The organism is Dysgonomonas mossii DSM 22836, from assembly GCF_000213575.1.
In the GTDB taxonomy this organism is placed as follows: Bacteria; Bacteroidota; Bacteroidia; order Bacteroidales; family Dysgonomonadaceae; genus Dysgonomonas; species Dysgonomonas mossii.
Genome location: NZ_GL892006.1, coordinates 147,986 through 172,264, shown reverse-complemented (window position 1 = coordinate 172,264; position 24,279 = coordinate 147,986). Strand labels below are relative to the sequence as shown.

At 33.6% G+C, this 24,279-nt stretch carries 20 protein-coding genes and 1 tRNA gene; 7 read left to right on the top strand and 14 right to left on the bottom strand.

Annotation, left to right across the window (positions count from 1 at the left end):
- Window positions 1–20: 20 nt before the first annotated feature.
- The 3 genes from HMPREF9456_RS07610 to HMPREF9456_RS07600 all read right to left on the bottom strand — a co-directional run bounded on the left by HMPREF9456_RS07610 (window position 21) and on the right by HMPREF9456_RS07600 (window position 2,641).
- Window positions 21–557 carry a HEPN family nuclease gene (locus tag HMPREF9456_RS07610; RefSeq protein ID WP_006842917.1) on the bottom strand — a complete coding sequence of 179 codons (537 nt, stop codon included), beginning with the start codon at window positions 555–557 and terminating at the stop codon, window positions 21–23.
- A gap of 6 nt (window positions 558–563) precedes the next feature.
- A complete protein-coding gene (locus HMPREF9456_RS07605; protein WP_006842916.1) occupies window positions 564–1,988 on the bottom strand; it encodes an SEFIR domain-containing protein in 1,425 nt (474 codons plus the stop codon).
- Between the two features lie 95 nt (window positions 1,989–2,083).
- Window positions 2,084–2,641: a hypothetical protein gene (locus HMPREF9456_RS07600; RefSeq protein ID WP_006842915.1), complete on the bottom strand. Its 558-nt coding sequence runs from the start codon at window positions 2,639–2,641 to the stop codon at window positions 2,084–2,086.
- An 845-nt stretch (window positions 2,642–3,486) separates the two neighbouring features.
- Between HMPREF9456_RS07600 and HMPREF9456_RS07595 the strand changes: the two genes are divergently transcribed.
- Both HMPREF9456_RS07595 and HMPREF9456_RS07590 read left to right on the top strand, forming a co-directional pair.
- Entirely contained in the window at window positions 3,487–5,358 is a 1,872-nt protein-coding gene (locus HMPREF9456_RS07595; RefSeq protein ID WP_006842914.1) for a hypothetical protein, read from the top strand.
- A gap of 4 nt (window positions 5,359–5,362) precedes the next feature.
- Window positions 5,363–6,058, top strand: a complete 696-nt coding sequence (locus HMPREF9456_RS07590) for a radical SAM protein (RefSeq protein ID WP_006842913.1) — start codon at window positions 5,363–5,365, stop codon at window positions 6,056–6,058.
- A gap of 47 nt (window positions 6,059–6,105) precedes the next feature.
- Here the strand turns inward: HMPREF9456_RS07590 and HMPREF9456_RS07585 are convergent, their stop codons facing one another.
- On the bottom strand, window positions 6,106–7,278 hold the full coding sequence (locus HMPREF9456_RS07585) for an ATP-binding protein (protein WP_006842912.1): 1,173 nt from the start codon (window positions 7,276–7,278) through the stop codon (window positions 6,106–6,108).
- 759 nt (window positions 7,279–8,037) lie between these two features.
- On the opposite strand from HMPREF9456_RS07585, the gene HMPREF9456_RS07575 reads away from it, so the two are divergent.
- The 4 genes from HMPREF9456_RS07575 (at window position 8,038) to HMPREF9456_RS07560 (ending at window position 10,069) form a co-directional block, all read left to right on the top strand.
- Entirely contained in the window at window positions 8,038–8,406 is a 369-nt protein-coding gene (locus tag HMPREF9456_RS07575) for a hypothetical protein (RefSeq protein ID WP_006842910.1), read from the top strand.
- Between the two features lie 5 nt (window positions 8,407–8,411).
- Window positions 8,412–9,158, top strand: coding sequence for a hypothetical protein (locus tag HMPREF9456_RS07570; RefSeq protein ID WP_006842909.1), 747 nt, complete (start codon window positions 8,412–8,414; stop codon window positions 9,156–9,158).
- Window positions 9,159–9,319: 161 nt separating this feature from the next.
- Window positions 9,320–9,431, top strand: a tRNA-Phe gene (locus tag HMPREF9456_RS07565).
- A gap of 173 nt (window positions 9,432–9,604) precedes the next feature.
- A complete protein-coding gene (locus HMPREF9456_RS07560) occupies window positions 9,605–10,069 on the top strand; it encodes a hypothetical protein (RefSeq protein WP_006842908.1) in 465 nt (154 codons plus the stop codon).
- Window positions 10,070–10,164: 95 nt separating this feature from the next.
- Here HMPREF9456_RS07560 and HMPREF9456_RS07555 read toward each other — a convergent pair whose 3' ends face one another.
- Both HMPREF9456_RS07555 and HMPREF9456_RS07550 read right to left on the bottom strand, forming a co-directional pair.
- A complete protein-coding gene (locus HMPREF9456_RS07555) occupies window positions 10,165–11,508 on the bottom strand; it encodes a TIGR00341 family protein (protein WP_006842907.1) in 1,344 nt (447 codons plus the stop codon).
- 209 nt (window positions 11,509–11,717) lie between these two features.
- Window positions 11,718–13,088, bottom strand: coding sequence for a metallophosphoesterase (locus HMPREF9456_RS07550; RefSeq protein ID WP_006842906.1), 1,371 nt, complete (start codon window positions 13,086–13,088; stop codon window positions 11,718–11,720).
- Window positions 13,089–13,787: 699 nt separating this feature from the next.
- Between HMPREF9456_RS07550 and HMPREF9456_RS07545 the strand changes: the two genes are divergently transcribed.
- Window positions 13,788–14,927 (top strand): helix-turn-helix transcriptional regulator, encoded by a 1,140-nt coding sequence (locus HMPREF9456_RS07545; RefSeq protein ID WP_006842905.1) that lies wholly within the window; start codon window positions 13,788–13,790, stop codon window positions 14,925–14,927.
- Between the two features lie 91 nt (window positions 14,928–15,018).
- Here the strand turns inward: HMPREF9456_RS07545 and HMPREF9456_RS07540 are convergent, their stop codons facing one another.
- From HMPREF9456_RS07540 to HMPREF9456_RS07505, 8 genes are all read right to left on the bottom strand, one after another.
- Window positions 15,019–15,972 (bottom strand): N-acetylornithine carbamoyltransferase, encoded by a 954-nt coding sequence (locus HMPREF9456_RS07540; RefSeq protein WP_006842904.1) that lies wholly within the window; start codon window positions 15,970–15,972, stop codon window positions 15,019–15,021.
- Between the two features lie 46 nt (window positions 15,973–16,018).
- On the bottom strand, window positions 16,019–16,201 hold the full coding sequence (locus HMPREF9456_RS07535) for a hypothetical protein (RefSeq protein WP_006842903.1): 183 nt from the start codon (window positions 16,199–16,201) through the stop codon (window positions 16,019–16,021).
- A 250-nt stretch (window positions 16,202–16,451) separates the two neighbouring features.
- Window positions 16,452–17,705: a glutamate-5-semialdehyde dehydrogenase gene (locus HMPREF9456_RS07530; protein ID WP_006842902.1), complete on the bottom strand. Its 1,254-nt coding sequence runs from the start codon at window positions 17,703–17,705 to the stop codon at window positions 16,452–16,454.
- Between the two features lie 2 nt (window positions 17,706–17,707).
- A complete protein-coding gene (gene proB, locus HMPREF9456_RS07525) occupies window positions 17,708–18,784 on the bottom strand; it encodes a glutamate 5-kinase (protein ID WP_006842901.1) in 1,077 nt (358 codons plus the stop codon).
- A gap of 281 nt (window positions 18,785–19,065) precedes the next feature.
- Window positions 19,066–19,584, bottom strand: coding sequence for a ribosome maturation factor RimM (gene rimM / locus HMPREF9456_RS07520; protein WP_006842900.1), 519 nt, complete (start codon window positions 19,582–19,584; stop codon window positions 19,066–19,068).
- Between the two features lie 13 nt (window positions 19,585–19,597).
- Window positions 19,598–20,209 (bottom strand): DUF4290 domain-containing protein, encoded by a 612-nt coding sequence (locus tag HMPREF9456_RS07515; protein ID WP_006842899.1) that lies wholly within the window; start codon window positions 20,207–20,209, stop codon window positions 19,598–19,600.
- Window positions 20,210–20,301: 92 nt separating this feature from the next.
- Complete coding sequence (locus HMPREF9456_RS07510) at window positions 20,302–22,029, bottom strand: S41 family peptidase (RefSeq protein WP_006842898.1); 1,728 nt, start codon at window positions 22,027–22,029, stop codon at window positions 20,302–20,304.
- A gap of 798 nt (window positions 22,030–22,827) precedes the next feature.
- Entirely contained in the window at window positions 22,828–24,156 is a 1,329-nt protein-coding gene (locus HMPREF9456_RS07505; RefSeq protein WP_006842897.1) for a deoxyguanosinetriphosphate triphosphohydrolase, read from the bottom strand.
- Window positions 24,157–24,279 lie beyond the last annotated feature (123 nt).

Here is a 24,279-nt window from a genome sequence, read left to right as displayed (position 1 = left end):
AATAGCTTCATTGGTTGGGGCTATTTCTTTACAACTGTTTCAAGATATTTTTCAGCAATAAAAAGAGCAAATGTCCTCAATTCATCTTCTTCAAAATAAACTTCCATATTCATTTCTCTATTTTTATAATTCCTGATAATAATACCGATCCAAAGAGAATCTTCTTTGACTGGAGTAATACCAAAATGGGCTATTCCGTTACGAATTCGTCTAAGAAAAGATTCTAACGTTATATTGTTAATAGTTAATACGTTTTTATTATCATCTAACCATCTGAATTTATATTGGTTAATTTCTTTTTTATCTTTATCTAGAAAAGAATAGGACTTGTTTTTAAAGATTTCTTTTATACTACTAAATTTACTAATTTTCTCATTTAGAAAAGGATATTTAAACCTTCTTTTCTTCGCTATATTATACTCATTGGGTACGACCAAAAGACCTAATAGACTATTAAGAAGCATTGTAAAATCATATTTACCCTCATATTTTTTTAGATTTTCTAATGTTCTTTCTATAAAAGATATATCAAAATATTGAATAGATGGAGAAGCCATATTACTTTATTTTGTTGCTAAATTGTCTATATTCGACAATAATTTAGGACTAAAAGACTGATGTTGCCAACGAGGGAAATATTTTGTTCCGCTATAATATCTTTCATACAACGTATTTAATTCACTCGCAGCATTAATACTAATTATAGATTTCATTCTCTCAAAATAGTCTTTTAGTTGTGCTCTTTGGAATATCACTAAAGGTCTACGATAATATTCTGTATATAGCAAGGTATTGGGAATCCATCTAATAAAATCATTATCATATTTTATATCAGAGCGAATAAATAATACGAAATCAGACTGTATTAAATACTTAAATTCAATAGCAGAGTGTTTATTTCGTTCAAATAATAAAAATGAATGGAGAGACAACTTATTTAATCTTAAACGCTTATTTCTATACTCTAAACTTTCTAGGTGTTTGTTAAATTGAGTATAATTCACCATCTGGTCTACTCTATAATAAGAATAGCCTTCATTTATAAATTCAGTATTTAAAAACTTATTTACAAAATCAAATTTTTCATATTTTAAACATACAGCAATAAAATATAAAAACAACTCATTAATAATAAATTTAAAGTTATCTGAATCTGTATCATTATACGATATAAAATGTTCAGAGCGATACATATATGGAATCAGGGATTCGAAAAAAGGATGAAATTTATCTAGTGAATTATCGTTTAATGAGTACTGGCAAACAGTATTAGCTACTTCAATAAACTCCTCTCTATATGGTACAAATGATTCTATATTTTTAATTAACTCATCATCATAAATATTATCTTCCTTTATTGCTATTCTGAAATTTTCAAGATGCTTGGAAAATAAAGACAAATATTCAGTTAGAGTTCCTTCTGCAAAAGGTTTAGAATCTTTGAATCCATTTATTACTCTTTTATATGCAAATGATGTTCCTAAAGTAATATTAGATTCATTTAAAAAATCTGGTTTAGAACCGAGAGAGGGCTTTACATATAAAGGTTTATCATAAATCCATCTTAACAATTGATCGAAACTATTTAAATACTCTTCATCTTTAATGAAGTTTATATATTTTCTTGTTTTATAATATGTTGGTAAGTAAGGGAGATTTTTTTCATCACATTCGGTAACTGCTACTACAAATTTTTCTTGACTTGCATTATTATATATTTCAGGGGAAATTATTTGAGCTTCTGTTCCAACACCGCCATTACGCTTATCTGCCTTTTCTGCATATTTTTTATCACAAATAATTAATACTTTATTGATATCGGGATTTGTAACCATACTTTCCATAAATTCAACTGAATCTTGTCCTTCTTTTAAATCCCATTTATCTAAAATAACATCAACACCCTTCTCTCTAAGCTCTGTTGCCAATGTTAATACCCAATCTTCATGTGTTTTGTCTGTCCAACTATAGGATACAAATAGTTTCATCGTATATTAGTTAATTTGTTAAAAGAAAAGAAAAAAAGCTGGTCAGGATAATGCACTTGGTTTGGTTTTGTAAGTATCTTCCTATGTCCATAATATTAACTATTAATAGCTGGTATTAAAGCCATAGCCCCCTTAACGAATCGTGATAGTTCTGTTTTTTGTTCTTCGGTTATGCTGTCAATACTTCCAAATTCAGCTTCGGCTAAATCCGCTTCCGAATATACTGGCTCTTTTTTCAACACATCTAGTCTATCTTTAAAAGTTATTTCAACGCCCTTTTTTAGAACACCACCTAGTTTATTATATAGTATAACATTTTGTGCTACACCAAAAACTTGGTCATCTTTAAATCCTAAATTACGACATTCCCTTAAAAAAGAAAACCTAGATAGAAGATTAAAAATTGCACTTCGCATTTCTTTTTGATATTGAGTTTCCGCAATATCTTTAGTCTGCTTGACGCAAAGTTTAATTACAGATTTCCGTACAGTCTCCTCACTAACACCTTCTATTACCCCTTGATTATCAAGTTTAGACTCGAATTTCTCATTGACTTTGTAGAAAGGCGATTTAAGTGTACGAGGTTTTTGATTAGAAGCTTTTGCTCCTGTTTTCACGATGCCATTTTCTGGCGAAAAATTTAAATTACTCATCTTTTTTTTAATTAAATAGTTTATGATAAAAATTAAAATAGGATAGAAACTACCCTAATACCTTTCATGTCAAACCAAGAAAAAAACTATTTAATAAGATGGAGAACATAAATACTGTTAAGAAATTTTAGATACTGAAATACATCAAAGAACTAACCAGCCACAGATATGTTGATTTGACATACTGTCTAAATTGGTTTTGCCAAATTAGTAAATTAATTTCAATTAAATATTTTTCACTACTGTTATTTTTATAACAATTTTCACAAAAATATAAGCTTTAAATAGATTCAGATCATATGAACTTACTCTAATATTAGCCATAAATGCAAAATCTTTACCTAAAGACAGGGGTACATAGATGAAAATGACCTAAAACTAGGCAAAAATACAAGGTTCGTTATTTTGCCATTTTTCTTTCTTTGTGAAAATAAGTATCTTTGTATAAGAAATTTAGGATAAAAACAGTTTTGTTAAACTTCAGTTTTTAGCCTGATTTCATCTCTCCAGATTACACTTTCCAGAAAATATCTCTTTATGAACATATATTGAATCGAGATTACATTTTATATTAACTTGATTTATACTTTTGCTCAATAAATAGATACATTACTTCTGATATTCCAGATTACACCAAGACTAATAAAACGGATTTTTTGATTCTGGAATAGTAAAACCTCTACAAAGAAACAAATTCTAAAAAATCCGTCTGCAAAAAATCAGATTCCCAAGACGGATTTTTATATTCGCAACACAAGAAAACTACTATAAAGAAAGAATATACAATTTTTCCGTCCTGTACTTTTCCAGATTAAACTATATAAAACGTTTAAATTTTACTATTCATGGATGAAAGAACTATCCAAGCAAAAAAAAACTGTGCTTATCTCAATGAATTCATGACTGAATTACCTGTTAATTGCCTATTTGACAAAGGAAAAACTGGTTGCGGTGGAACTACTATTGCAATCGAGAACGACAAAGACACCATTATTGCAATGCCTTATGTAAATGTCATTAAAAACAAAGTGGCTCAATATCCGACTGAAAAATGCAGTAATGTATTGTTCGGAATACATGACGGTGTTACAGAGGAACAAATTATAGATTACATTAAAAATAACCAGATAAAGAAATTTGCTGTTACCTATGACAGTTTAGACAGATTAATTAATCTTTTAAATGAGAAAACGACTATCAATGTTTACCAAGACTTCTTTTTATTAGTTGACGAATGGCATATACTGTTTAACTCCTATGCTTTCAGAAATAAAGCGGTAAAAAGAGTGCTACACCATGCTAAGGAATTTAAAGAAGTAACCTATATGACAGCCACGCCGATAGAAGATGAGTTTATATTAACGGAATTAAAAGATTTGCCAGTTAAGGAAGTAATATGGGATAATGTTACAACAGTCGATATAAAACCAATAGCGACTAATCAACCTATCACGGCAGTTTCTAAGCTGATTAAAGGTTGTATTGAAGGAAAGGTCTTTGGCAATCTTCATTTCTTTGTGAACAGTGTTGAATTTATTGCAGATGCTATCAAGAAAACAGGGTTAAAACCAGAACAAGTCAGAGTCGTATGTTCCAAAAATGAAAAACTAGGTAAAGGAAAAAAATCGAATCAAAAGAAATTAGGTGATGATTATATAATTGAAGATACTACAACGCAGTCAAAGAAAATTAATTTTTACACATCTACATCATTTGAAGGATGTGATATATATGACGAAGACGGAAAAACCTATATTGTCAGCGATAAAACTAAATCTCATACATTACTTGATATATCTACTCTGATTATTCAGATATGCGGACGGATAAGAAATTCTCGCTATAAGACTGGAATAGGACATATATTTGGAGAAACCAGATATAACAAATCTATTTCCTACGAAGAATTTAAAGAAAGTACACAACGACAACTTGCAGAAACAAAGGATTGGTTAAATGAGATAAACCGAATGAATGATGATAACAGGAAGAAAACAATTAATCTGATAGAACGCAATAACAAGTCTGGATTGAATGAAATGTATATTCATAAAGAGAATGACAGATTGGAAATTGATGAAAACTTGATAAATCTTGATATTGTAAACTTCAAAATTACCAATCATTTATACCAAAACAGGATAACTCTAACAGATGAATATTCGAAATATGGGTTTAAGCCTATGCAGGCAGTTGAAAAGATTTATACAGATGAATTAGCCCAGAATCCAAAAGCTAAAATATTGTTTAAAGATTTGTTTGAGGAATATGTTTCAATAGTTGGTGAAAGCCCTGATTATTTCTATTTCGGGAATATTGACGATAGGAAAAGCCTGATTGAAGAATTGAAACCATTAGTAAAAGAAGCTCATCAGAAATTAGGAGTTCAGAAAGTAAGAGAACTAAACCACAATGTAACCAATATTAAAAGAACGATCTGCAATATGAGAACAGACATTTCTCTGGATGCAAAGATTGTCGATTGTCTAAAAGAAAAGGGAGTAACCGAAGGAACAACAGGAACGGTTAAGAAATGGAAAGAAGAGCTTCAAGATATTTATACAGCTTTAGGAATAAAAGATTCATACGGCAAGATAAAGAAAGCAAAGGCTACCGATTTAGAGAATTGGTTTGAGGTGAAAAAAACTACGCCAAAGATAAAAGGTAAAACAACGGATTGTTATACAATAATTAGGAGTAAATTAATTTATAAGTAAAAGAATGGGATTAATAGAGCGAGACGGAAATATGTATGAATTTATTACCCATACATGGAATCCAATAAAAGGAATGTGCAAGCATAATTGCAGTTATTGTTATATGAAGAAATGGAATAAAGAAGATCGAATTTTATATATAGATGAAACAGAGTTTAAAACAAATATGGGATATGACAATTATATTTTCGTTGGAAGCGGAACAGATTTATTTGCAAGTAATATTCCTGAGGAATGGGTAAACAGGTCTTTAAATCATTGTTATAATGCAAATAATACTTTATTTGGAGCAACGAATAAATTTCTTTTCCAATCAAAGAACCCCGAAGGCATAGTAAAACATATAAAGCATCCTGTATTTAAAAATTCAGTTGTCTGCACTACTATTGAAACGGATTTGTTTTATAAAGACATAATGGGTTATGCACCCAAAATAGAAGACAGAGTTCTAGCTATGGAAGAAATTAATAAATTCGGAATTGAGACTTATGTGACCGTTGAACCAATTATGCAGTTTAATCATGACAAATTAGTGGAATATATAAGAAGATGTAAACCTAATCAAGTTAATATCGGGGCAAATTCCAATACAGATATTGTACTTCCTGAGCCCTCAAAGGACGAAGTAATTCGATTGATAAATGATTTGAATACATTTACTCAAGTTGTAAGAAAGAGTAATTTAGATAGGTTGTTATAAATGAAAAGCCACTGACATAAAGATGTTGGTGGCTTAACTTGAACGCTTTAATCTGGCAGTTGAGGACTCGCTATGGCTGTCTTATTACTACTTTTTGCTAATAGCTTTCCCCATATAGCCGTATGTATTTCTGGGTTATTTAGTGTCTCCAATAAAGGTGTTATTGCTTTTTCCGCAAAGACAACTTTAGTTGTTGTATCTAATTGCTCTATCCATATATATTGAGAAAAGTCATTATTAACAACATTTTGCTCAGGATTTTCTATTTGAAAAGAGGCTGTACTAACCCACCCTAAGTGATGAATGACTTCTTTAAGTTGAACATTTGAAAATTTATAATTACATGTGTTCAGAAGTTCTTTTCTAAGAGAGGATATATACTTAAACTCTCTAGGAACGGTAGTTTTAATTTCTCCTATAATTTTATATAAAGGCTTACCTTCATTGTCTGTTATTTTTCCAATTTCTCCTGCTGAAATTGCTTTTAAAATGACATTAAAAACTCCTTTTTCTGATCGATCTATTTCTATTTCACTACTTGATAGGATATCATCTTTTCCATTATACCCATAAATCCTATTAGAAATAGGATTGATAATTAATATTTCTTTTGGGTTTATATCAATCATCTCAGGAAACAATTTTGCCCAAATTTCCATAAAAATTTTATTTCTTTCGTTAGATTTGACAGTTAGAAATTTATTAAAATGATCGCTTGATTGATTTGCTGTTTCATTTTTGCCTGCCACTCTATATAGTATTTCGCCTTGTTTTAATTTATAGTCTAAATTATCAGACTTTGGAATTACAACATTATCATGTTTCGCCATCAATAAATAATAGAATTCACGCGCTCCCATTTTGAAACTTTGTAAATCGATAAAGAGCGAAACTCCTATAATCTTCTCAAATTGTTGAGATAGATCATTTAAGTCAATTTTTTTCAACAACTCAATGTTATCAGAGTCAAGCCCCTCATCTGAAATATCTCCTGATGATTCCTCCTTAAATCCAATCAAAATGATACCTCCATCCCCATTTACAAAAGAAATAATGTCTTTAGCGAAATTTATCAAGAAGTTTATTACAGGAGACTTTTTTGTGTCAATATTTAATTTTAGTTTATAATCTATTCGAGAATTTTCTTTAAGAAATCCATTTCCATTTCTTATGTTTTCTATTATAGTTAATGCTTCTTTTCTCAATTTTTCGAGTCCCATAATTATTGTTTTATAATTTTGCAAATATATAAATAATTGACTAATAAAATAATACAATTACTTAATGCTTTTTCTCCTAATTTATTATTAATAAATAGCGATATACTATGGCTCGAAAAGGGAAAATATTATTAATGCACGCAAATTCTCTTATTTCAGAAGCAACTTTATACATAAGAGCCAGCACAGTTCCAATTATGACCCCCGCAAAGTTCGATAAGAAAAAGAATGCTTTAAAAACACACAAAGGCACTGTAAAAAACAATCGGAGTCCCAAGAAAAAATCTATTCTCGTGAAAACCGATTTATTAAAGTTCAATATATAACTTCTTTATTTTACTTCAAATCAGATTGTTTTACCGATAAAGCAGAATAAAAATAAAATACCTCTTTTTCAAAAATTCTCAATCCAACTATTTGTAACTGAAACGCTTTTATTTAACTTTGTCCCAACTCCTATTTATCAAAGTGTTGATATTGGAGAGACATATTAGTGAAAGCATAAAAGCATTATTCTTGATTTGAAAATCTCGACAATTTTTAGCCATCAGGGAATAATAGCAACTCGCTTTCATGTCATTTGGAATGTATAAACCTATTTGGTATTATATAAGATAATGGCATGAGGCGGTTGTCTATTTATCTTGAATGGCAGGGAGTCGAGACCCTTCAAATCAGGTATTTGGCAATCGTTCTCATGCTTTTTTATTTAATCGTCTTTTGAGGAGAACGGAAAGACATAATTTATATAATACTATTATGAAAAAATTATTCATCGGTTTATTTATGCTGATTAGTGTTGGCGCATCAGCTCAATGGGCAACTTATACGCCACAAACAACACCTAGTGTGACTTTACCTAGTCGAAATCAACAACGTTCTCCACAGACAACACAAGTGACAGGATATCAATATGATTCGTATGCAAAGAAATGGTATAGGATTGGTTTAAAAATCACTGTGAAAGAAGGTCTTGGAAGAGCTGATATTATATCAGTTGTTGGAATAAGAGAAGATAAATATTGGAAGGATATTCAACCCTTAATAGCGGGTTCAATTAATGATAAGGAAAGTGAGTTCTCGTATTACGTAAATCTTACAGGCGGTACAGTTTATTTTAATTATTAACTATTATGAAGAAAATATTGTTTACCTGTCTTTGTTTACTTTTTATTTCTAATCTTGAAGCGAAAGAATATGTTTATAAGACTAAATTATACGGAGATTTTATTTTAAATGATATAACAAATAGAATAGTATTTAGAGAGGTATCATACATTTATACAAAATCCGAAGAAATCGAAAATGGTTTTAATATACATTGTACTCTGAATGGAAAAAAAAGGATGTTTGAGCTATATAGTACAGAAACAAGTTTATATTTAGTCGAATATGAGATAAATATAGAAAATAAAAAAACAAAAGGAGCAACATTGTATTATGAGGGTATAGGTGAGATTAGTGCAAACGAAATCACATCAAATGTTGCAAGAAATAAAGATTTATATTTTCTAAATACAGGTGCTGATGATAAAGACCAAAATGAGATAATGAAAAGAGTCTCAGATATTATTCGTCTTATAAACAAAGGAGGTTTAAAAGTTAATGCAAATGGGGCTTATTCTTTTAATGACCCTGAATTTGCTCACCTGAAGTCTACAGGCGAGTTTAATAAGAGTACTTTTGGAAAATATAAGAAGGATGGTAATTATTACAATAATCTGGCTTTTAATATTATCGGTCAAGCAATTAAAGATGCTAGTCAGAATGACTCACTTTTTACAGAAGAAGAAAGGTTTATGCTAGAGCAAATGAAAGCAGGCTTACCTGTATGGAAGCAGGTGTTAAAGACAGAAATTGTATCTTATGAAATACAATGAAACGAATTAACGGTAAGTATGAAATATTGTTTACCGTTTTAGTTTAGAAATAATTAAAATTAGTACTAATCAAGTAATTTGTGTAAACCAGTGTGTAAACCGAGTATAATGAAAGATAGAATAATATTCGAAATAAGAGATTGAATAACACGCAAAACGGTGGTGCATAGCTCAGTTGGAGCATTGAAAGCGAAGGCTTGCCGAGCTTTTAATGCAGGATAGAGCAAAGGACTGAAAATCCTTGTGTCCCCGGTTCGATTCCTGGTGGCACCACTTTTAAAAGCAATAAAATAAAGCTAAGTAACAGTGAATAGTTATTTAGCTTTTTTTGTTTATCTTCAAGTGTGCACGTATGCATGTACGTAAGTTAAAAAAAAGCCTTCGAATTATTACTTTTCCGATACTATTTTATAGATTTGATGATTGTTAAATTAAAGTTTAAAATTATGGAGGTATATATACCAGAGGGAGAAACCTATATAAAATTCGATGTCTCAAATATAAAAAATGCTTCCATCAATGGTATAACTGAGTATTTAGGTTACGACCATTGTCAAGTATATAGCCCTATTAGTAGTTCATTGTATAACATACCTGTTATTGTGTTTGAGGTGTTCTCTAAAAAGGTATTATTTGCCTTTATGGATGCTCACTATTCGAATCAGGATGTTACACAAATAATAAATAAATATATCAAATCTGTGAGCCTGTTAGATATCTATGAGGATTATTTTATGTTTGAAGATGATTTGATAGAAGGTATAAATAGAGGTGTTTTTTCAGTTGATTTTATGTCGTCTGTACTTGGTATTATCATAGATCCTAATGGGAGCATAATATGTGAAGACTTAAGGTGTGAATTTACGTTTAAAGATGGGTTACTAAAGCGTTACGCCAAAAGAGAAAATTAAAACCGCCTCACTCATCACAAGCAAGACGCTTTATTTGGTCAAAAAAAATGTAAAACTAAATATCTATTTTTGGTTGGAACGGTGTCTATTAATGACTACCTCCCTCTATTAAAATACACCTTAACCTCTTTTTTATTTAATCTTTTCATTAACCAATTCTTTATCTTTTCCTGTTCACTTTTCGAAAGGGTGTTCTTCGATGTAATCATAAATATACCTGTTTTCTCACGAGGCAAAGTATCGCTTTCTTGATAGATATATGCATCAGAGTATGAACAACTCTGTATCTGAGGATATAGAGGAGCCAATTCAGACAATAATTGCTTCCCTATAAAATATTGATTTTGTACACTATCTATTTTCTGTTTATAGCCAGTGACTTCCAAATTAAGAAGAGCTATTTGTTGTCTTAACCTTTCTTCTTCCGATTGTGCTTTCAAGCGATCTTTAGCCATGTCATTGTCTATAGCCAGTCCTTGCTCAATTGTTATTTTAGCATCAATTAAAGAGAATAAATTTGCCTGATCAATAATAGCTTTTTTATCGTCTTCCGTCAATGATGATCCGCCATATACTAAATTAATTTCTTTTTTATTGGCACTAATCTCATTGTTGAGCAGGTAATTTCCTTTATATATTCCAACGTAACGTGTATATTTTTCTGCATTCGACCTGAATTTCTCATTCTGAGACATGCGATAGCCTAAATAAATACTAGGTAATATGATTATGATTAGAATAATAGATAATGCTTGATTGATACGCTTTTTTTTAGTCTCACTTATATTGATATCTCTGATTGGAAATTTCAGCATTTGAGAAATCAAAACCGAAGCATAAGCAATACAGACAGTATTGATAGTAAATAAATAAAACGCTCCGTAGAAGAACGAGAACTGAAAAGTTGCCAAACCATATCCTGCTGTGCACAGAGGAGGCATTAAGGCTGTTGCAATGGCTACGCCAGGGATGACATTTCCTTTTTGTTTACTGCTGATTGCGATTATACCAGCAAATCCACCAAATAGAGCAATCAACACATCGTAGATAGTTGGGCTGGTACGAGCTAATAATTCGGAGTGGGCTGTATGAACAGGTGTAATCGTAAAATATATAGTTGAGGCTATGATACTTGCTAATACTGCAAATCCAAAGTTTTTTAAAGATTGGCGAAGCAGACCAAAGTCGTGAATCGCAATGCTATAGCCCATTCCGTTAATCGGCCCCATTAATGGAGAGATAAGCATGGCTCCTATTATCACTGCCGTTGAATTGGTATTAAGCCCCACTGATGCTATAATAATAGCACAAACTAATACCCAGATGTTAGTTCCCTTGAAAGAAATTCCTTGTGTTATGGAATTGTGGATTTCTTCAAAATCCTCTGTTTGCTTTTGTAAGCTGACATAGGTAAGTATCTTTCTAATTGAATTGTACATAATGCATATTATTAGATTTTACTTCTTATTCCCCAATTTTATTTTTACCGAAAAGGTACTTCTTTTTTAATTAATTATATATTATTCACTCGTATTTTTATTCTGTTATCTAATCATTCTTTATTATAAAGGTTTAAAATTAGTCCCGATGACATCTTTCTTTTGAGAGAAGTTGTCATCGGGACAATAGAATTTTGAGATCGGGGGTGTTATAATTCTATCTCTTTTTTATCTCCTAAGATGTGCTTACCATAACGATATTGGTACAATTCCACTTGTATTTTTGTCTTGTCTGATTTTACCGGAGCAATCACTATAAAGTTCATCTTTTTTGCATCCTGGTCGATCACTTCGTTTTTGTCTCGGGTCTTTTGGTCTTCCCATGTTCCCGAATTTGCATATATACAAGGTTGCTTGTCGAGATTAGTATAAGACTTTATCATCGGGATATGAGTGTGTCCAAAGATGACAATACGAACGTTCGATAGAGCATTGCTAAAATACTGTACATCTGCTTGCTTGTCGATAAATTCTGTTCTCAGACTACCTACTATTGCTTCGTCGATATTTGTCATAACAATAGCATTGTTGTATTTTAATCGACGATTCCAATTGGCCTGTGTAAACAAATTATTGTATAACTTCATTTGGATACTTCCATCAGTTGAACTGTTATATGGCAGAATGTCGTTTATCGAATAGGTCTTTGTGTAGTTCCCTACATTTGTTGTAATAATGGGGTCGCTGAAATTGTCCTTCACATAAATAAGCCCTTCCATCACTTCCTTCCACAGGTTATAATAAATAAATTTACTTTCTTGTTCAGCATTACCTGCGTTATTTTGTATTACATCAGGAACTTTGGTTGCTGCTTCCGGAGTAGTGGGATCGGTAAACGAGTTGGCTGCAATACGAGCAAAGAAATAACCCGGAGGCAAAGTCGCACCCGGAGCTTCGCTCTCATTCGCATTTGGTGTTATCGCATTAAAGAAATCGTACCGATGGCTATGTTCTATCGCTATCTGAGGGTAGCCTTCTGGGTGATAAGTTCCGATTCCATATTTAGCTCCTGCATCGCGAGCTTGATTCACTCCCGGCATTGCAATATCGATATTCTCTGCCGTGAATCCCATGTCATGATTACCCGGAATATAGGTGAGTTTTATCTTACCATCTTTAATTATTCCGTTTAAAATATCAAAAACAGTCTTATTGGCTGCTACACATTTTCTGATAAAGTCTGCCTGCGAACCACCACCATAAGGATTTACACGCGTAGGGATATACCACTCGTCCAATATATCGCCATTAAGAACAAGCTCTTTGATGGTGGTTGACGACCTTACTTCAGTTAAGAATTCTTCCAGACGTTTGAGATGTTTCACATTCTCCGAGTACGACAAATCGTTTCCTAGATGCAAGTCGCTAATGACTACAATCTTGTTTCGTCCGTTGATGTTCCCCTCGCTGATACTGTCAAATGGATTTGAGGTAATCTCTTCGTCAGTATTATTGCATGAAACCAAACTAAAGGGAAAGGTTACTGCAATCAGTAAAAGTAAATAATAAATTTTTTTCATCGTATAATAAATATTAGTGATAACTATTTTTTCTCAATCGTATTAGCGGATATATAATTTCTCGCAAGTTATTACAGACAGATATAAAAGTTTTTAAGAGGTCTAATTATTTCAGGTGTTTTCTAATATTAATCTTCTCTAATTTCTGTATTGTTGATATACCCAATGCATGCAATTGATAATAAGTGGCGGCATGTAATTGGATATGCAAATCTATGCAATATCAAAACTTGCGATGTTTCATATTTACAAAACCGCTGTCTTATATTTACAAATTTTATAGTTTAATTTTGTTGATTGGCAATATGAAAATTCCTTAAAGAGCTCTGTATTTAGATAATATTAGATCTATATTCCCTATAGGAAGCTATTTTATAAAAATTACAGTTAAAGATATATCCGATAACATATTTTGTGTTTTTAACGAAATTTCCCTTTCAATATCCTATAATTATTCGCTTTGTTGGTGTAAAAAGTTAAAATTAAAACTTACTTTTGCAGAAGAAAGGTCCAGAAAGTATTTTGAAGATGAGACTATTTAAATTACCAGACCTGTAATATTTCAAATTTGCTTACATTATTAGGATTTCTTTTTTACAATTAAAGTGAAAAAGACGATCTGGCTCAAAAGTGAAAAACAAGTTAATGAATGCAACTTCATTCATATCCTTATCTTATTACATTTAATTATTACGCATAATGCAATATCTATATATAGCTACAGTCTTTGCTGGTGCGCTTGTATGTTTGCTTGCCTCGCTATTGTTAGTCCTTCGCCGTAAGACCGGAGAACGTTCACGTGTAATTCTTGCGGTCATCGTTTTTTTCTCTGTTTTTAATTATATTCCACGTTTTATTGCACTTTGCAACGGAGAAGTTCCAGATTTCGTAGTTTCTGCGAAATTGTTATTGGTGGCAAACTTTATGGTTGTGTCTTATATTATGTATCCTATAGAGGTTATTGCTCCCGGCTGTTTAAATCTTTGGCGGATTATAAAGCTCTATTCTCTTTGGTTATTTTTGCTGGGGGTGTATCTTGTTACCTCTCGTTCAGGTATGCACTATACTCCATATAATACGCTTCTGGAGATGTTGCCCGATGCTCACCGATTTGAGGTCTGGTTTCGTCTTTTACTTGCATTGTTTATATTTCTCCCGGGACTGTTTGTCTTTTTTGTTCATCGTACAAGGCGCTACAATAACACCGATTATATCTGGTTGAAGAAGTACTCGATTACACTTTTTATAAATATTCTGGCATATGTTCTCATCTTGATGTTTAATCACCCTATAATGAATATTTCGTACTATTATATTAGTGTTGGGTGTAGCCTCTATATTGTTTACATGGAGCTGTTTGACCGTCTGATAGGAAAATCAGTTATTGAAACAAATGCAGAAGAAAAGAATGCACAGCCTGAAGAAGCTACAGTAGAAGATGTACGGTCATCTTTATGTCTTGAGCAAAAAAACACGATATTGATTGATAGATTAGATGCATATATGAAGAAAAAATATGCATGGCGAGATCCTTATTTATCTCTTAATATGTTAGCTTCAGAGCTTTTTACGAATCGTACAACTTTGGCGCAAGTTATGCGCGAAAATGGGTATGAAAGTTATACTCACTATATTAATAAGCTGCGCATTGAGGATTTCTTGCAACAAATAGAATCAGGACAATATGTTAATTATCAAGAAGCTTTCTTCTTTGTCGGATTTCGTTCTCGTAGCACCGCTTTGCGTAATTTCAGACAATTGACAGGAATGATTCCTTCCGAGTATTTTCAAAAGAAAAATATTCAGATAAACGAAGGTAATGTGATCCATCATTACTGATTTTCACGTGTTAGAAATATAAGGAAGTGTTATTCATGTAGTTGAAAACACTTCCTTATATTTTTCTTATAATAAATTTTCTATTACTTTATTACAAGCTCTCAAGCATTCTCTTTATAACGGTCTGTGCTGATATCTCACGGTTCGCCGCCTCTTGAATAACAATTGACTGAGGGCTTTCTATAACATCGTCACTTACAATCATATTGCGGCGTACTGGTAGGCAATGCATAAAATAAGCATTGTTAGTAAGTGACATTTTCTGACTGGTTACTGTCCACGACATATCTTTGCTCAATATTTTTCCGTAGTTCGGGTCAGTATACGCAGCCCAGTTTTTAGCATACACAAAGTCTGCTCCGGCCAAAGCCTTATCCTGATCGTATTCAACTTTAGCACCACGTACAAATTTAGAATCCAATTCATAGCCTTCAGGGTGAGTGATAACGAAATCAACATCCGCCTCGTTCATGAAATCGGCGAAAGAGTTGGGTACTGCCTGTGGCAATGCTTTGGGGTGTGGAGCCCATGTTAAAACAACCTTTGGGCGAGCTGTCTTCTTATATTCCTCGATTGTAATTAGATCGGCAAATGCTTGTAGCGGATGACCTGTAGCAGCTTCCATACTGAAGACAGGTTTTCCCGAATATTTTATAAACTGGTTGAGAATCTTCTCTTGATAATCATCTTCTTTATTCTCGAACTGTGCAAATGCACGTACACCAATGATATCACAATAACTGCCCATAACAGGAATTGCCTCCAATATATGCTCCGATTTGTCACCATCCATAATCACACCTCGTTCTGTTTCCAGCTTCCACGCTCCTTGATTAATATCAAGTACCATCGTGTTCATACCCAGATTCATTCCGGCTTTTTGTGTGCTTAGGCGGGTGCGTAAACTTGAGTTGAAGAAAACCATTAGCAGGGTTTTGTTTTCTCCAAGCTTCTTATAAGCAAAACGATTTTTCTTTATCTCCAGAGCTTCCTTTATTGCAGCGTTTAGGTCGCCCAAGTCTTTTACATTGGTATAAGTTTTCATTATGTTGTTTGTTATTGTATTCAAATTAAAGGTACAAAGTTAAATCTTATTCTTTGGATATATCTCTTTTTACTCTTTTTCTGTCGTATACCTTTTTACTCTTATGCACATTTGTTGTACGTTTCCATCCAGGCGATTGAGATAATTCATCTTCCCGATCTGCTTTTTTTACAGCTTTTATATAATCTTCTATAGATATTTTGCCGGCTGGTTTCTTCTTTTTCTTCATGACTGAATTTAACTGTTACAGGAATATTTTCTCTGTTTATTTATATATAGATAAAAACGGATAAAATAATTGATAAAAATAAAATAACTCCGAAACGGATGATCGTATAAGGCATACTTATATCCCATAGATACATAATGTGATAATACTTAATACAATAAGAGTTGTCTAGGTGATATTCTTGATTTAAATATTGTCTATAAATGTAGTTTCTTCCCATTATCGGTACTAAATCAAAGCCTAATCCCTCTTACGATCTGGTTTGTCCATTACCGTCTATCAGCCATTTATAGGTGCATAGTTCCTCTAATGCCATAGGTCCACGTGCATGCATCTTTTGGGTGCTGATACCTATTTCTGCTCCCAGTCCGAATTGTGCTCCATCGGTAAATGCCGTAGATGCATTGGAGTAGACACAAGCAGCATCCACCATTTTCTCAAAAAGCTTGATAGCTTCAGTATCCTCACTTATAATGGCTTCGCTATGTTTCGAGCTATATTTGGATATATGGCTGATTGCTTCTTCTATATCAGTCACTGTTTTGATAGACATCTTATAGTCGAGAAACTCTGTACCGAAACTTTTATCGTCAGCCTTCTTTAATTGGTCGTACGAATAATAAGAGAACAGTGCTTCGTATGCATGTTTATCGGCATAGATAATAACGTCTTTCTTATCCAGGTCTTCACACAGATAGTGTAAGTCATCCAGTCGTTCCCTATCTATAACAAGGCAATCGAGGGAATTGCAGACACTCACTTTTCTGATTTTAGCATTGGTAATAATATTCTTCCCTTTCTTGATATCCCCATCTTTATGGAAATACGTATGACAAACACCAGCACCTGTTTCTATCACAGGAATTCGAGAATTCTCACGAACATAGTTTATCAGCTCTTGCCCGCCACGAGGAATAATAAGGTCTACATAGTTGCGAGCATTCATTAATGCTTCTGTTGCAGTCCTGTCGTTCGGTAATAGCGTACAAACATTCGGATTGATTCCATTTGAGTCCAGTACGTTTCTTATTAAATCAATTATGGCTTCATTCGAAAAACGGGCATCAGAGCCCCCTTTTAGTATACAGGCATTTCCTGATTTGAGACAAAGCGAGAATACGTCGAAACTGACATTCGGACGTGCCTCGTATATGATACCTATCACTCCGAATGGCACAGTCACCTTTGATAGCTTCAGCCCGTTGGGCAGTGTTTCCTGCATTAATGCTTTTCCTACAGGGGAGGGGAGCGATGCTACATTGCGGATATCTTTCACAATATCCATTATGCGTTGCTCATTAAGTAGCAAGCGGTCGTATTTTGGATTACTTTTATCCATTCTTTGCAAATCCTTCTGATTCTCTGCAAGAATGTAATACATCTTCGATTCGGTTTCTTTTGCAATAGCTTCCAGTATTGCGTTTATTTCTTTTTCTTCCAATAAGTTAAGACTCTTGCTAGCCTCTGCAACTAACTGGAACGTATTCTGGTGATAATCGTCCATTTTTATTTTTCAATATATAAATAGTCGTAATGAATTATTGCTTTTTTATTATTTTTCCCTATTACTTCTTTGGCTTTTTCGCTGCTATATGCAGTTTTTCCAATGCCAATCAATTTGCCTTTTTCATCCATGATGCGTACTACATCGTCAGTTTCGAAGTTACCAATAATTTGGGTTACACCAACAGGAAGTAAGCTGACAGCCTTGTCTCCCAAAAGTACCTCTTTAGCATTTTGGTTGACGTATATTTCTCCTTTGGTAAACCCTTCGGAGTGAGCAATCCATTTTTTTATACTTGTTGTTTTCTTTGTAGAGGGGATAAAGTGCGTGGAAATCACATCTTTCCCTTTTATAAGGTCTACAAGTATATTGTCTCTACGCCCGTTGGCTATTATTACTTCAATTCCTTCTTCTGCAGCTTTGCGTGCAATATTATACTTGGTAGTCATCCCGCCACGTCCGGTAGATGATTTGGAAGACTGTATACAGTCTTCTATATTATCTTTCGTAATATCTATCTTCTTAAATATCTCCGATTTAGGGTCAGACGGATTGCCATTATATATACCGTCGATATTGCTCAGTATGATCAGCTTTTCGCAGCCCATCATTGTGGCTACCAGTCCCGACATCTCATCATTGTCTGTAAACATAAGTCCGGTAACAGAAATGGCATCGTTTTCGTTGACTATCGGTATGACTTTATTTTCCAACATCACAGACATGCAATTTCGCTGATTAAGATAATGTCGTCTGGTTGAAAAATCTTCTTTCGTAGCCAATATCTGCCCACAGGTAATGTTCTGTTGATGAAACAAATCAGAGTAACGATTTATCAGTTTTACCTGCCCGATGGAGGAATATAACTGACGGGCAGAAATCGTGTCTAACTTAGACTTGACTTTAATCTCCGATTTACCTGATGCTACAGCACCCGATGATACAAGAATAACCTCGACACCACTTTTGTGCAGCTCTGCAATCTGGTCTACCAATGCAGACATACGTGTGACATCTAATGTCCCGTCTTTTCGGGTTAATATCTGACTTCCTATTTTTACAGTAATACGCTCTTTCATTAGAAGAATATCAAAAAAACAAAGTTAAAATTTTATTTCAGGTAAAATGATAGATAAAATAGAAAATAGGCGTTAAATTGCTTGCTATCTTTTCTTTTTGCGCTTGTAATGCTCTAAAATGATTTTGTCTGTTTTGGTAAGTATTTAATATATAGATATTTATTTGTAAAAGGTGACAAAAGTAACAGTTTTGACGTTGTTTATATTGTCACTTTCCTGCTACAAACTCGTGTAGTAGACTTTATACTATATATGATAAAATTTATTGAAAAATTGTATGCTTATACCAACCCTTCTGGCAGATTTAGATATAATATTCTTTTTTTAGCATCAATTTTTTCGACAAAGTCCTCTGTTGCGGGTATTATCAGATCTTCATCGTCGTTCTTCACGAGGAATAGTGTGTTAATCGTTTTGTCGTCTATTTCTTCAATCGTTCCTAAATTGCCGGCAACTTTGTCTACTACCGAAAATCCAATAAAGAAATTCCACGAATAGTCTATATCATCATCCGATTCTTCTTCAAAGTATTTACGAGGGAAAAATACTTCCAGCCCCGACATTTGCATTACCTTTTCTTCACTGTCGACACCCTCAAATGTTATTAAAGCGGTTTCGCTTCCTTTGAACCGATATTCGTCTACAAAAAAAGGTACAAAGATGCCATCTATGCGGCATATCAAGTATGGGCAATCGACCCGGTCGAATATATCGTTCTCAAAAGCAAAACTTATCTCACCTTTTATTCCATGAGGTTTGATAAGTTTCCCTATTTTAAATACTTCGCTATCTTTTATCATAGCTCAGGCTTGTTTATTTTTTCTTTTGTTGGTTGCTTTTTTTCCCTCCACCATTGTTGTTGGGCGTATTTCTCTGACCGAGATCCTTCATTTCAGGAAGTTTGATGTTTGAGTTCCTGATATCAATCTTATGACCCGATAAATCATAAAGGTCAAGGAATATTTTATGATCTTCAACGTCCTTGTTCCACTGTATATATGATTTTTTCATATGAGTGGCAACCAGCAAAATAAATTGTTCTTTTTCTTTAGTGTCTTCTATCGATACAGCCATCTTAGCCATCTTTTCCAATGTTTTGCCATAATGACGGTATTGCATATCGGGGCGGCTATATTCTATTTTTCCCGGCTTGGTGTTCAAGTCCTCTTTCTTCACTACCTCGTAAGGATAATCTATATCCAGCTTAAAGTCGGACATAATAGCCAAATGATCCCATAAGATGTGCTTGAAATCGTTTACATCACGAAGATGCGGAAACATATTTCCCATAATGTTTATTATAGTATCTGCACAGCGTTTGCGTTCGTTCCGGTCAGGTATTGCAAGGCAATAGTCGACCATATTTTGTATATTCCTTCCATATTCAGGAAGAGTAAGTTTTTTTAACTGAGTGTTATACTCCATTTGTAAATGTAATATATGTATAAATAAAAAGGTAAGTAATTAGATATTCACAAAGATACGAAATAATTACTTACCTCTATAAATTAATTTTCTTACTTCGCAGTTTCTGCTATTTTTTCGGGAGCAGCCAATGTCTTTCTGTACAATTCTGTATCTCCTAGAACTTCTATTGCTTTATCTACGTCAGCATCATGTTTAAGAGAATAAAGTTTCTCCCCACGCTGGTAATAATAACGTTTAACGATGGCTGAGTTTATCTGTTTCATTATATCTTCTTTGAAGGTTTCCAAGTCCCGATCAAGGTTCGGGATAAGTTTTGCTTCCAAAGCCTTAAACTCATCATTGGCATATTTCATATAGCCTTCAAACTCCATCACCTCTTTTAGTGAAGCCATTGATTTCTCGCTCATGCGATCGTATTGAAAATCTTTGGATTTAACGAATTGCTTAAAGCTTTCATAATCTTCGTCAGATATAGAAAACTTTTCGGGTGATTCGATCGATTTATGTTTTACAACCCAATCTGTAACCCAATCGAATACAATGTATTGATTTTCGAGATAATAGGTGATATTTGGGGTTTTAGGTTCATTCATTACAATATCGGGAGTAACACCTCCGCCGTCTCTTACCTGACGCCCTGCCTGAGTGTAAAATACAGTAGTGAGGCTATCCGGTATACGTCCCACGCTTCCATCAGCATTTCTGTGGGAATAATCGATTGCCTGCACACATCTGCCACTAGGGATGTAGTACTTAGACGAAGTTACTTTTATTCCGCCTCCATAAGGTACTTCACGCGTTACTTGTACCAATCCTTTTCCGAATGTACGTTCGCCAAGAAGTACAGCTCTATCCATATCCTGTAATGATCCGGCTACAATTTCGGCAGCAGAAGCAGAGCCCCTATTCGTTAAAACGATAATAGGTATTTCTGTATCTATTGGTTCCAATGTCGTGCGATATGTCCTATCTGTCTGTTTTAGTTTTCCTTTGGTAGATAGCACAACTTTTCCTTTCGGTACAAACATATTTACAATCTGAACAGCTTCTTCCATGATTCCTCCACCATTTTGGCGTACATCGAATATAAGGGATTTAGCGCCCTGTTTCTTTAGCTCTAGGAATGCATTTTTTACTTCAGCAGCACTCTTGTCGGTAAAGGTGCTAAAACTTATATATCCTATAGTGGGAGTTACCATACCATAGTATGTAATAGGATCCATAACAACTTTCTCGCGTACAACCTTGAGCGTTATAGGTTTTTTCTCGCCTTTGCGTTCTACCTTTACCTCTATTGTTGTTCCCGGCTGTCCTTTTAGATTATTGCTTACAAAACTACTTAATGTGCGTCCAAATACCTCTCCCGGTACAGAGTCGCAGGTCGTCATATCTTTTCCGTCTATCTCTAAGATTACGTCTCCTGCTTTCAATCCTGCTTTTGCGGCGGGCTTATCACCGTATGGTTCTATAATAGTAACTCGTCCATCCTTGAAAGATACGATTGCTCCAACTCCCGCATATTCACCTGTTATTTGGGTGCTAAACTCTTTCATGTCATCCTCATTGTAGTATTCTGTATAAGGATCAAGTGTGCCTAGCATATTGTCTATACCTGTGCGTATAGTTTTATTGATGTCGAGGCTATCGACATAGAACATATCCATTTCGCGGACTACACTGTTGAATATTTCGATGTTCTTATTTATATCAAAATAGCGCTGTTGCTCTTGGTTCTTTCCCTGATTACTTTGTGCATAGGTAAAAGTAGTCCCCAAAAGTACTGAGAATGTGAAAAATGCAATTAAACGGTTTCTCATTAGACTGTAATTATATAAAATGTTTTGTATTCCATTATTTTACGCAAAGGAAATACTTTTTTTATAAATAAATAAAATTACGATGGTTATATATCTCTTATTTTTAACAAAAAACGTAAAAGTGTAGAAATTTCGGGATAGTGAACTAAATAAACACACAGAGCGTTATACTTCTTTTGGTTTACTTGCTTATTAAAGTAAAATTCAGCGCCTGAGATTTTTCTTTCAATACTTTCACAAGCTCTAGAATGAAAAAGGAGGGACAAACATTGAAGACAAATACAAATGTGAATAGTTTATTACATCTCCGCATATCATCAGGCACTGAATTTAATCTTTATTTCTATTTAATGTGAGTATATTTTTAGTATTACCAATAATTTCTTAGCACAATCCTTCCGGGCAGAATATTCGTTTTCGTTTTTTTATAATTCATACGTGCAATATAATGACTCTGGGCGACAGAGCTATAGACATCATTAGTTTGCGTAACTCCTCATTCCGGGCTTTTCGGATGAATACAACTAAAATTTCATGTTTTACGTGAATATATGACAATATGATACAATATGCTATATATCTTATTCTAATAAAATGACATTTTTTATAGCAATGTAATTGATTATTGCTGTAGTTTTTTAAGTTGTATCGTTTGTTGCTACAAATATATTATTTATAATTCATATTGCAATTTTTTATTTGATTTTGCCCTATTTTATTCTTTTTATTTAATGTAATAGTCTGTTTGTTATATAGTTGTGTTGTTGTTAATCTTTATTAACGATAAAGTTAGAGATGTTAAACCGTTGGCAAACTCATTCCTGTGATCTTTCTGTACAAGTCGAGGGCATATACGTCTGTCATACCCGATACAAAGTCTAAAACGGCAAGAATTCGTTGATATAATGTTGGTGCATCTTTTTCATATTGTTCGGGTATGCGACTAAGAATCAATTTGGAGTATTTTGCATTAGGCTCTTCCACAGCTGATATAAATGTGTCGAGAAGGAATCCAATGATACGATGTCCGGCCAGCTCTATGTCTACTACATCTTTTGTTTTATATATTTTTTTATAGCTAACATCTGTAGCTATTTGGTAAGCATTGTTCGGCAATGGAGAAATACATTTTATTAATGGTTTTTCAAACCTACCATCCAGAATACGCTGTTCGTTTTCCAGAAATACATTAGAGCATTCATCTACAAGTAAACCGATAACGCTTGAACGAAGATATGCAATTTGCTCATTAATATCGCTGACTACGTGCAGCGTTTTCTGCATTTTCTTTTGCTTTTCTTCCGGAAAGAAATTCAAGAAGAGTTCTATTGTTTGCTCAGTTGTTAATAGTCCTAACTTGTGGGCATCTTCTAAATCCATTATTTTATAACAAATATCATCGGCAGCCTCTACAAGATATACTAAGGGATGTCTGGCGTATTTTAACGGATTTTCTTGAATGCAGTGCATGCCCAATTCATTTGCTATTCTTTTGAAATCTTTTTCTTCCGCTTCAAAGAATCCGAATTTGCCGGCTCCATTTGCAGAGATGGAAGAGTAGGGGTACTTAACGATGGATGCTAGCATAGAATAGGTCATAACAAAACCGCCTCTTCGTCTGCCATTAAACTGATGTATAAGCAGACGTATCGAGTTCGCATTGCCTTCAAAGTTTATAAAATCTTCCCAGCGTCCACCTTCTTTTATTATTTTTTCCTTTAGCCGCATGCCTTTGTCTTCAGAAAAATAGCTCGTGATGGCTGTTTCACCTGAATGCCCGAAAGGAGGATTGCCCAGATCGTGAGCAAGGCAACCGGCAGCAATGATAGAGTTTATCTCTTCGAAATCGGCCGGCGAATTTGGATACTTTTTTCTCAGTTCTTTACCGACAATGACACCTAAAGAGCGCCCTACACAAGAAACCTCGATGCTATGGGTGAGCCTGTTATGCACAAATATACTACCCGGAAGAGGAAAGACTTGTGTTTTGTTTTGTAAACGACGGAAAGGTGCTGAAAAGATTAGCCTGTCATAATCTCTTTGAAAATCAGTTCTATCATGATGTTTGTCATCATGGTATTCTTCCATCCCGAATCGTTTCGCCGAAAGCAGTTGTTGCCAGTTCATACTTTAATTAGTTTGAGAATCAAAGATAAAGTTTTTTCAGTTATTTTAATGTACGAACATAAGTTATAATACTTCTTAAGTCTTAGGATTGTTTTGTTCTGGTTTTAGAAAAAAAAGGTATAT

What these genes read in the sequence shown, in the direction of transcription:
- HMPREF9456_RS07610 (WP_006842917.1), bottom strand. Translation starts at nt 557, where the DNA reads ATGGCTTCTCCATCTATTCAATATTTTGATATATCTTTTATAGAAAGA.
- HMPREF9456_RS07605 (WP_006842916.1), bottom strand. Translation starts at nt 1,988, where the DNA reads ATGAAACTATTTGTATCCTATAGTTGGACAGACAAAACACATGAAGAT.
- HMPREF9456_RS07600 (WP_006842915.1), bottom strand. Translation starts at nt 2,641, where the DNA reads ATGAGTAATTTAAATTTTTCGCCAGAAAATGGCATCGTGAAAACAGGA.
- HMPREF9456_RS07595 (WP_006842914.1), top strand. Translation starts at nt 3,487, where the DNA reads ATGGATGAAAGAACTATCCAAGCAAAAAAAAACTGTGCTTATCTCAAT.
- HMPREF9456_RS07590 (WP_006842913.1), top strand. Translation starts at nt 5,363, where the DNA reads ATGGGATTAATAGAGCGAGACGGAAATATGTATGAATTTATTACCCAT.
- HMPREF9456_RS07585 (WP_006842912.1), bottom strand. Translation starts at nt 7,278, where the DNA reads ATGGGACTCGAAAAATTGAGAAAAGAAGCATTAACTATAATAGAAAAC.
- HMPREF9456_RS07575 (WP_006842910.1), top strand. Translation starts at nt 8,038, where the DNA reads ATGAAAAAATTATTCATCGGTTTATTTATGCTGATTAGTGTTGGCGCA.
- HMPREF9456_RS07570 (WP_006842909.1), top strand. Translation starts at nt 8,412, where the DNA reads ATGAAGAAAATATTGTTTACCTGTCTTTGTTTACTTTTTATTTCTAAT.
- HMPREF9456_RS07560 (WP_006842908.1), top strand. Translation starts at nt 9,605, where the DNA reads ATGGAGGTATATATACCAGAGGGAGAAACCTATATAAAATTCGATGTC.
- HMPREF9456_RS07555 (WP_006842907.1), bottom strand. Translation starts at nt 11,508, where the DNA reads ATGTACAATTCAATTAGAAAGATACTTACCTATGTCAGCTTACAAAAG.
- HMPREF9456_RS07550 (WP_006842906.1), bottom strand. Translation starts at nt 13,088, where the DNA reads ATGAAAAAAATTTATTATTTACTTTTACTGATTGCAGTAACCTTTCCC.
- HMPREF9456_RS07545 (WP_006842905.1), top strand. Translation starts at nt 13,788, where the DNA reads ATGCAATATCTATATATAGCTACAGTCTTTGCTGGTGCGCTTGTATGT.
- HMPREF9456_RS07540 (WP_006842904.1), bottom strand. Translation starts at nt 15,972, where the DNA reads ATGAAAACTTATACCAATGTAAAAGACTTGGGCGACCTAAACGCTGCA.
- HMPREF9456_RS07535 (WP_006842903.1), bottom strand. Translation starts at nt 16,201, where the DNA reads ATGAAGAAAAAGAAGAAACCAGCCGGCAAAATATCTATAGAAGATTAT.
- HMPREF9456_RS07530 (WP_006842902.1), bottom strand. Translation starts at nt 17,705, where the DNA reads ATGGACGATTATCACCAGAATACGTTCCAGTTAGTTGCAGAGGCTAGC.
- proB (WP_006842901.1), bottom strand. Translation starts at nt 18,784, where the DNA reads ATGAAAGAGCGTATTACTGTAAAAATAGGAAGTCAGATATTAACCCGA.
- rimM (WP_006842900.1), bottom strand. Translation starts at nt 19,584, where the DNA reads ATGATAAAAGATAGCGAAGTATTTAAAATAGGGAAACTTATCAAACCT.
- HMPREF9456_RS07515 (WP_006842899.1), bottom strand. Translation starts at nt 20,209, where the DNA reads ATGGAGTATAACACTCAGTTAAAAAAACTTACTCTTCCTGAATATGGA.
- HMPREF9456_RS07510 (WP_006842898.1), bottom strand. Translation starts at nt 22,029, where the DNA reads ATGAGAAACCGTTTAATTGCATTTTTCACATTCTCAGTACTTTTGGGG.
- HMPREF9456_RS07505 (WP_006842897.1), bottom strand. Translation starts at nt 24,156, where the DNA reads ATGAACTGGCAACAACTGCTTTCGGCGAAACGATTCGGGATGGAAGAA.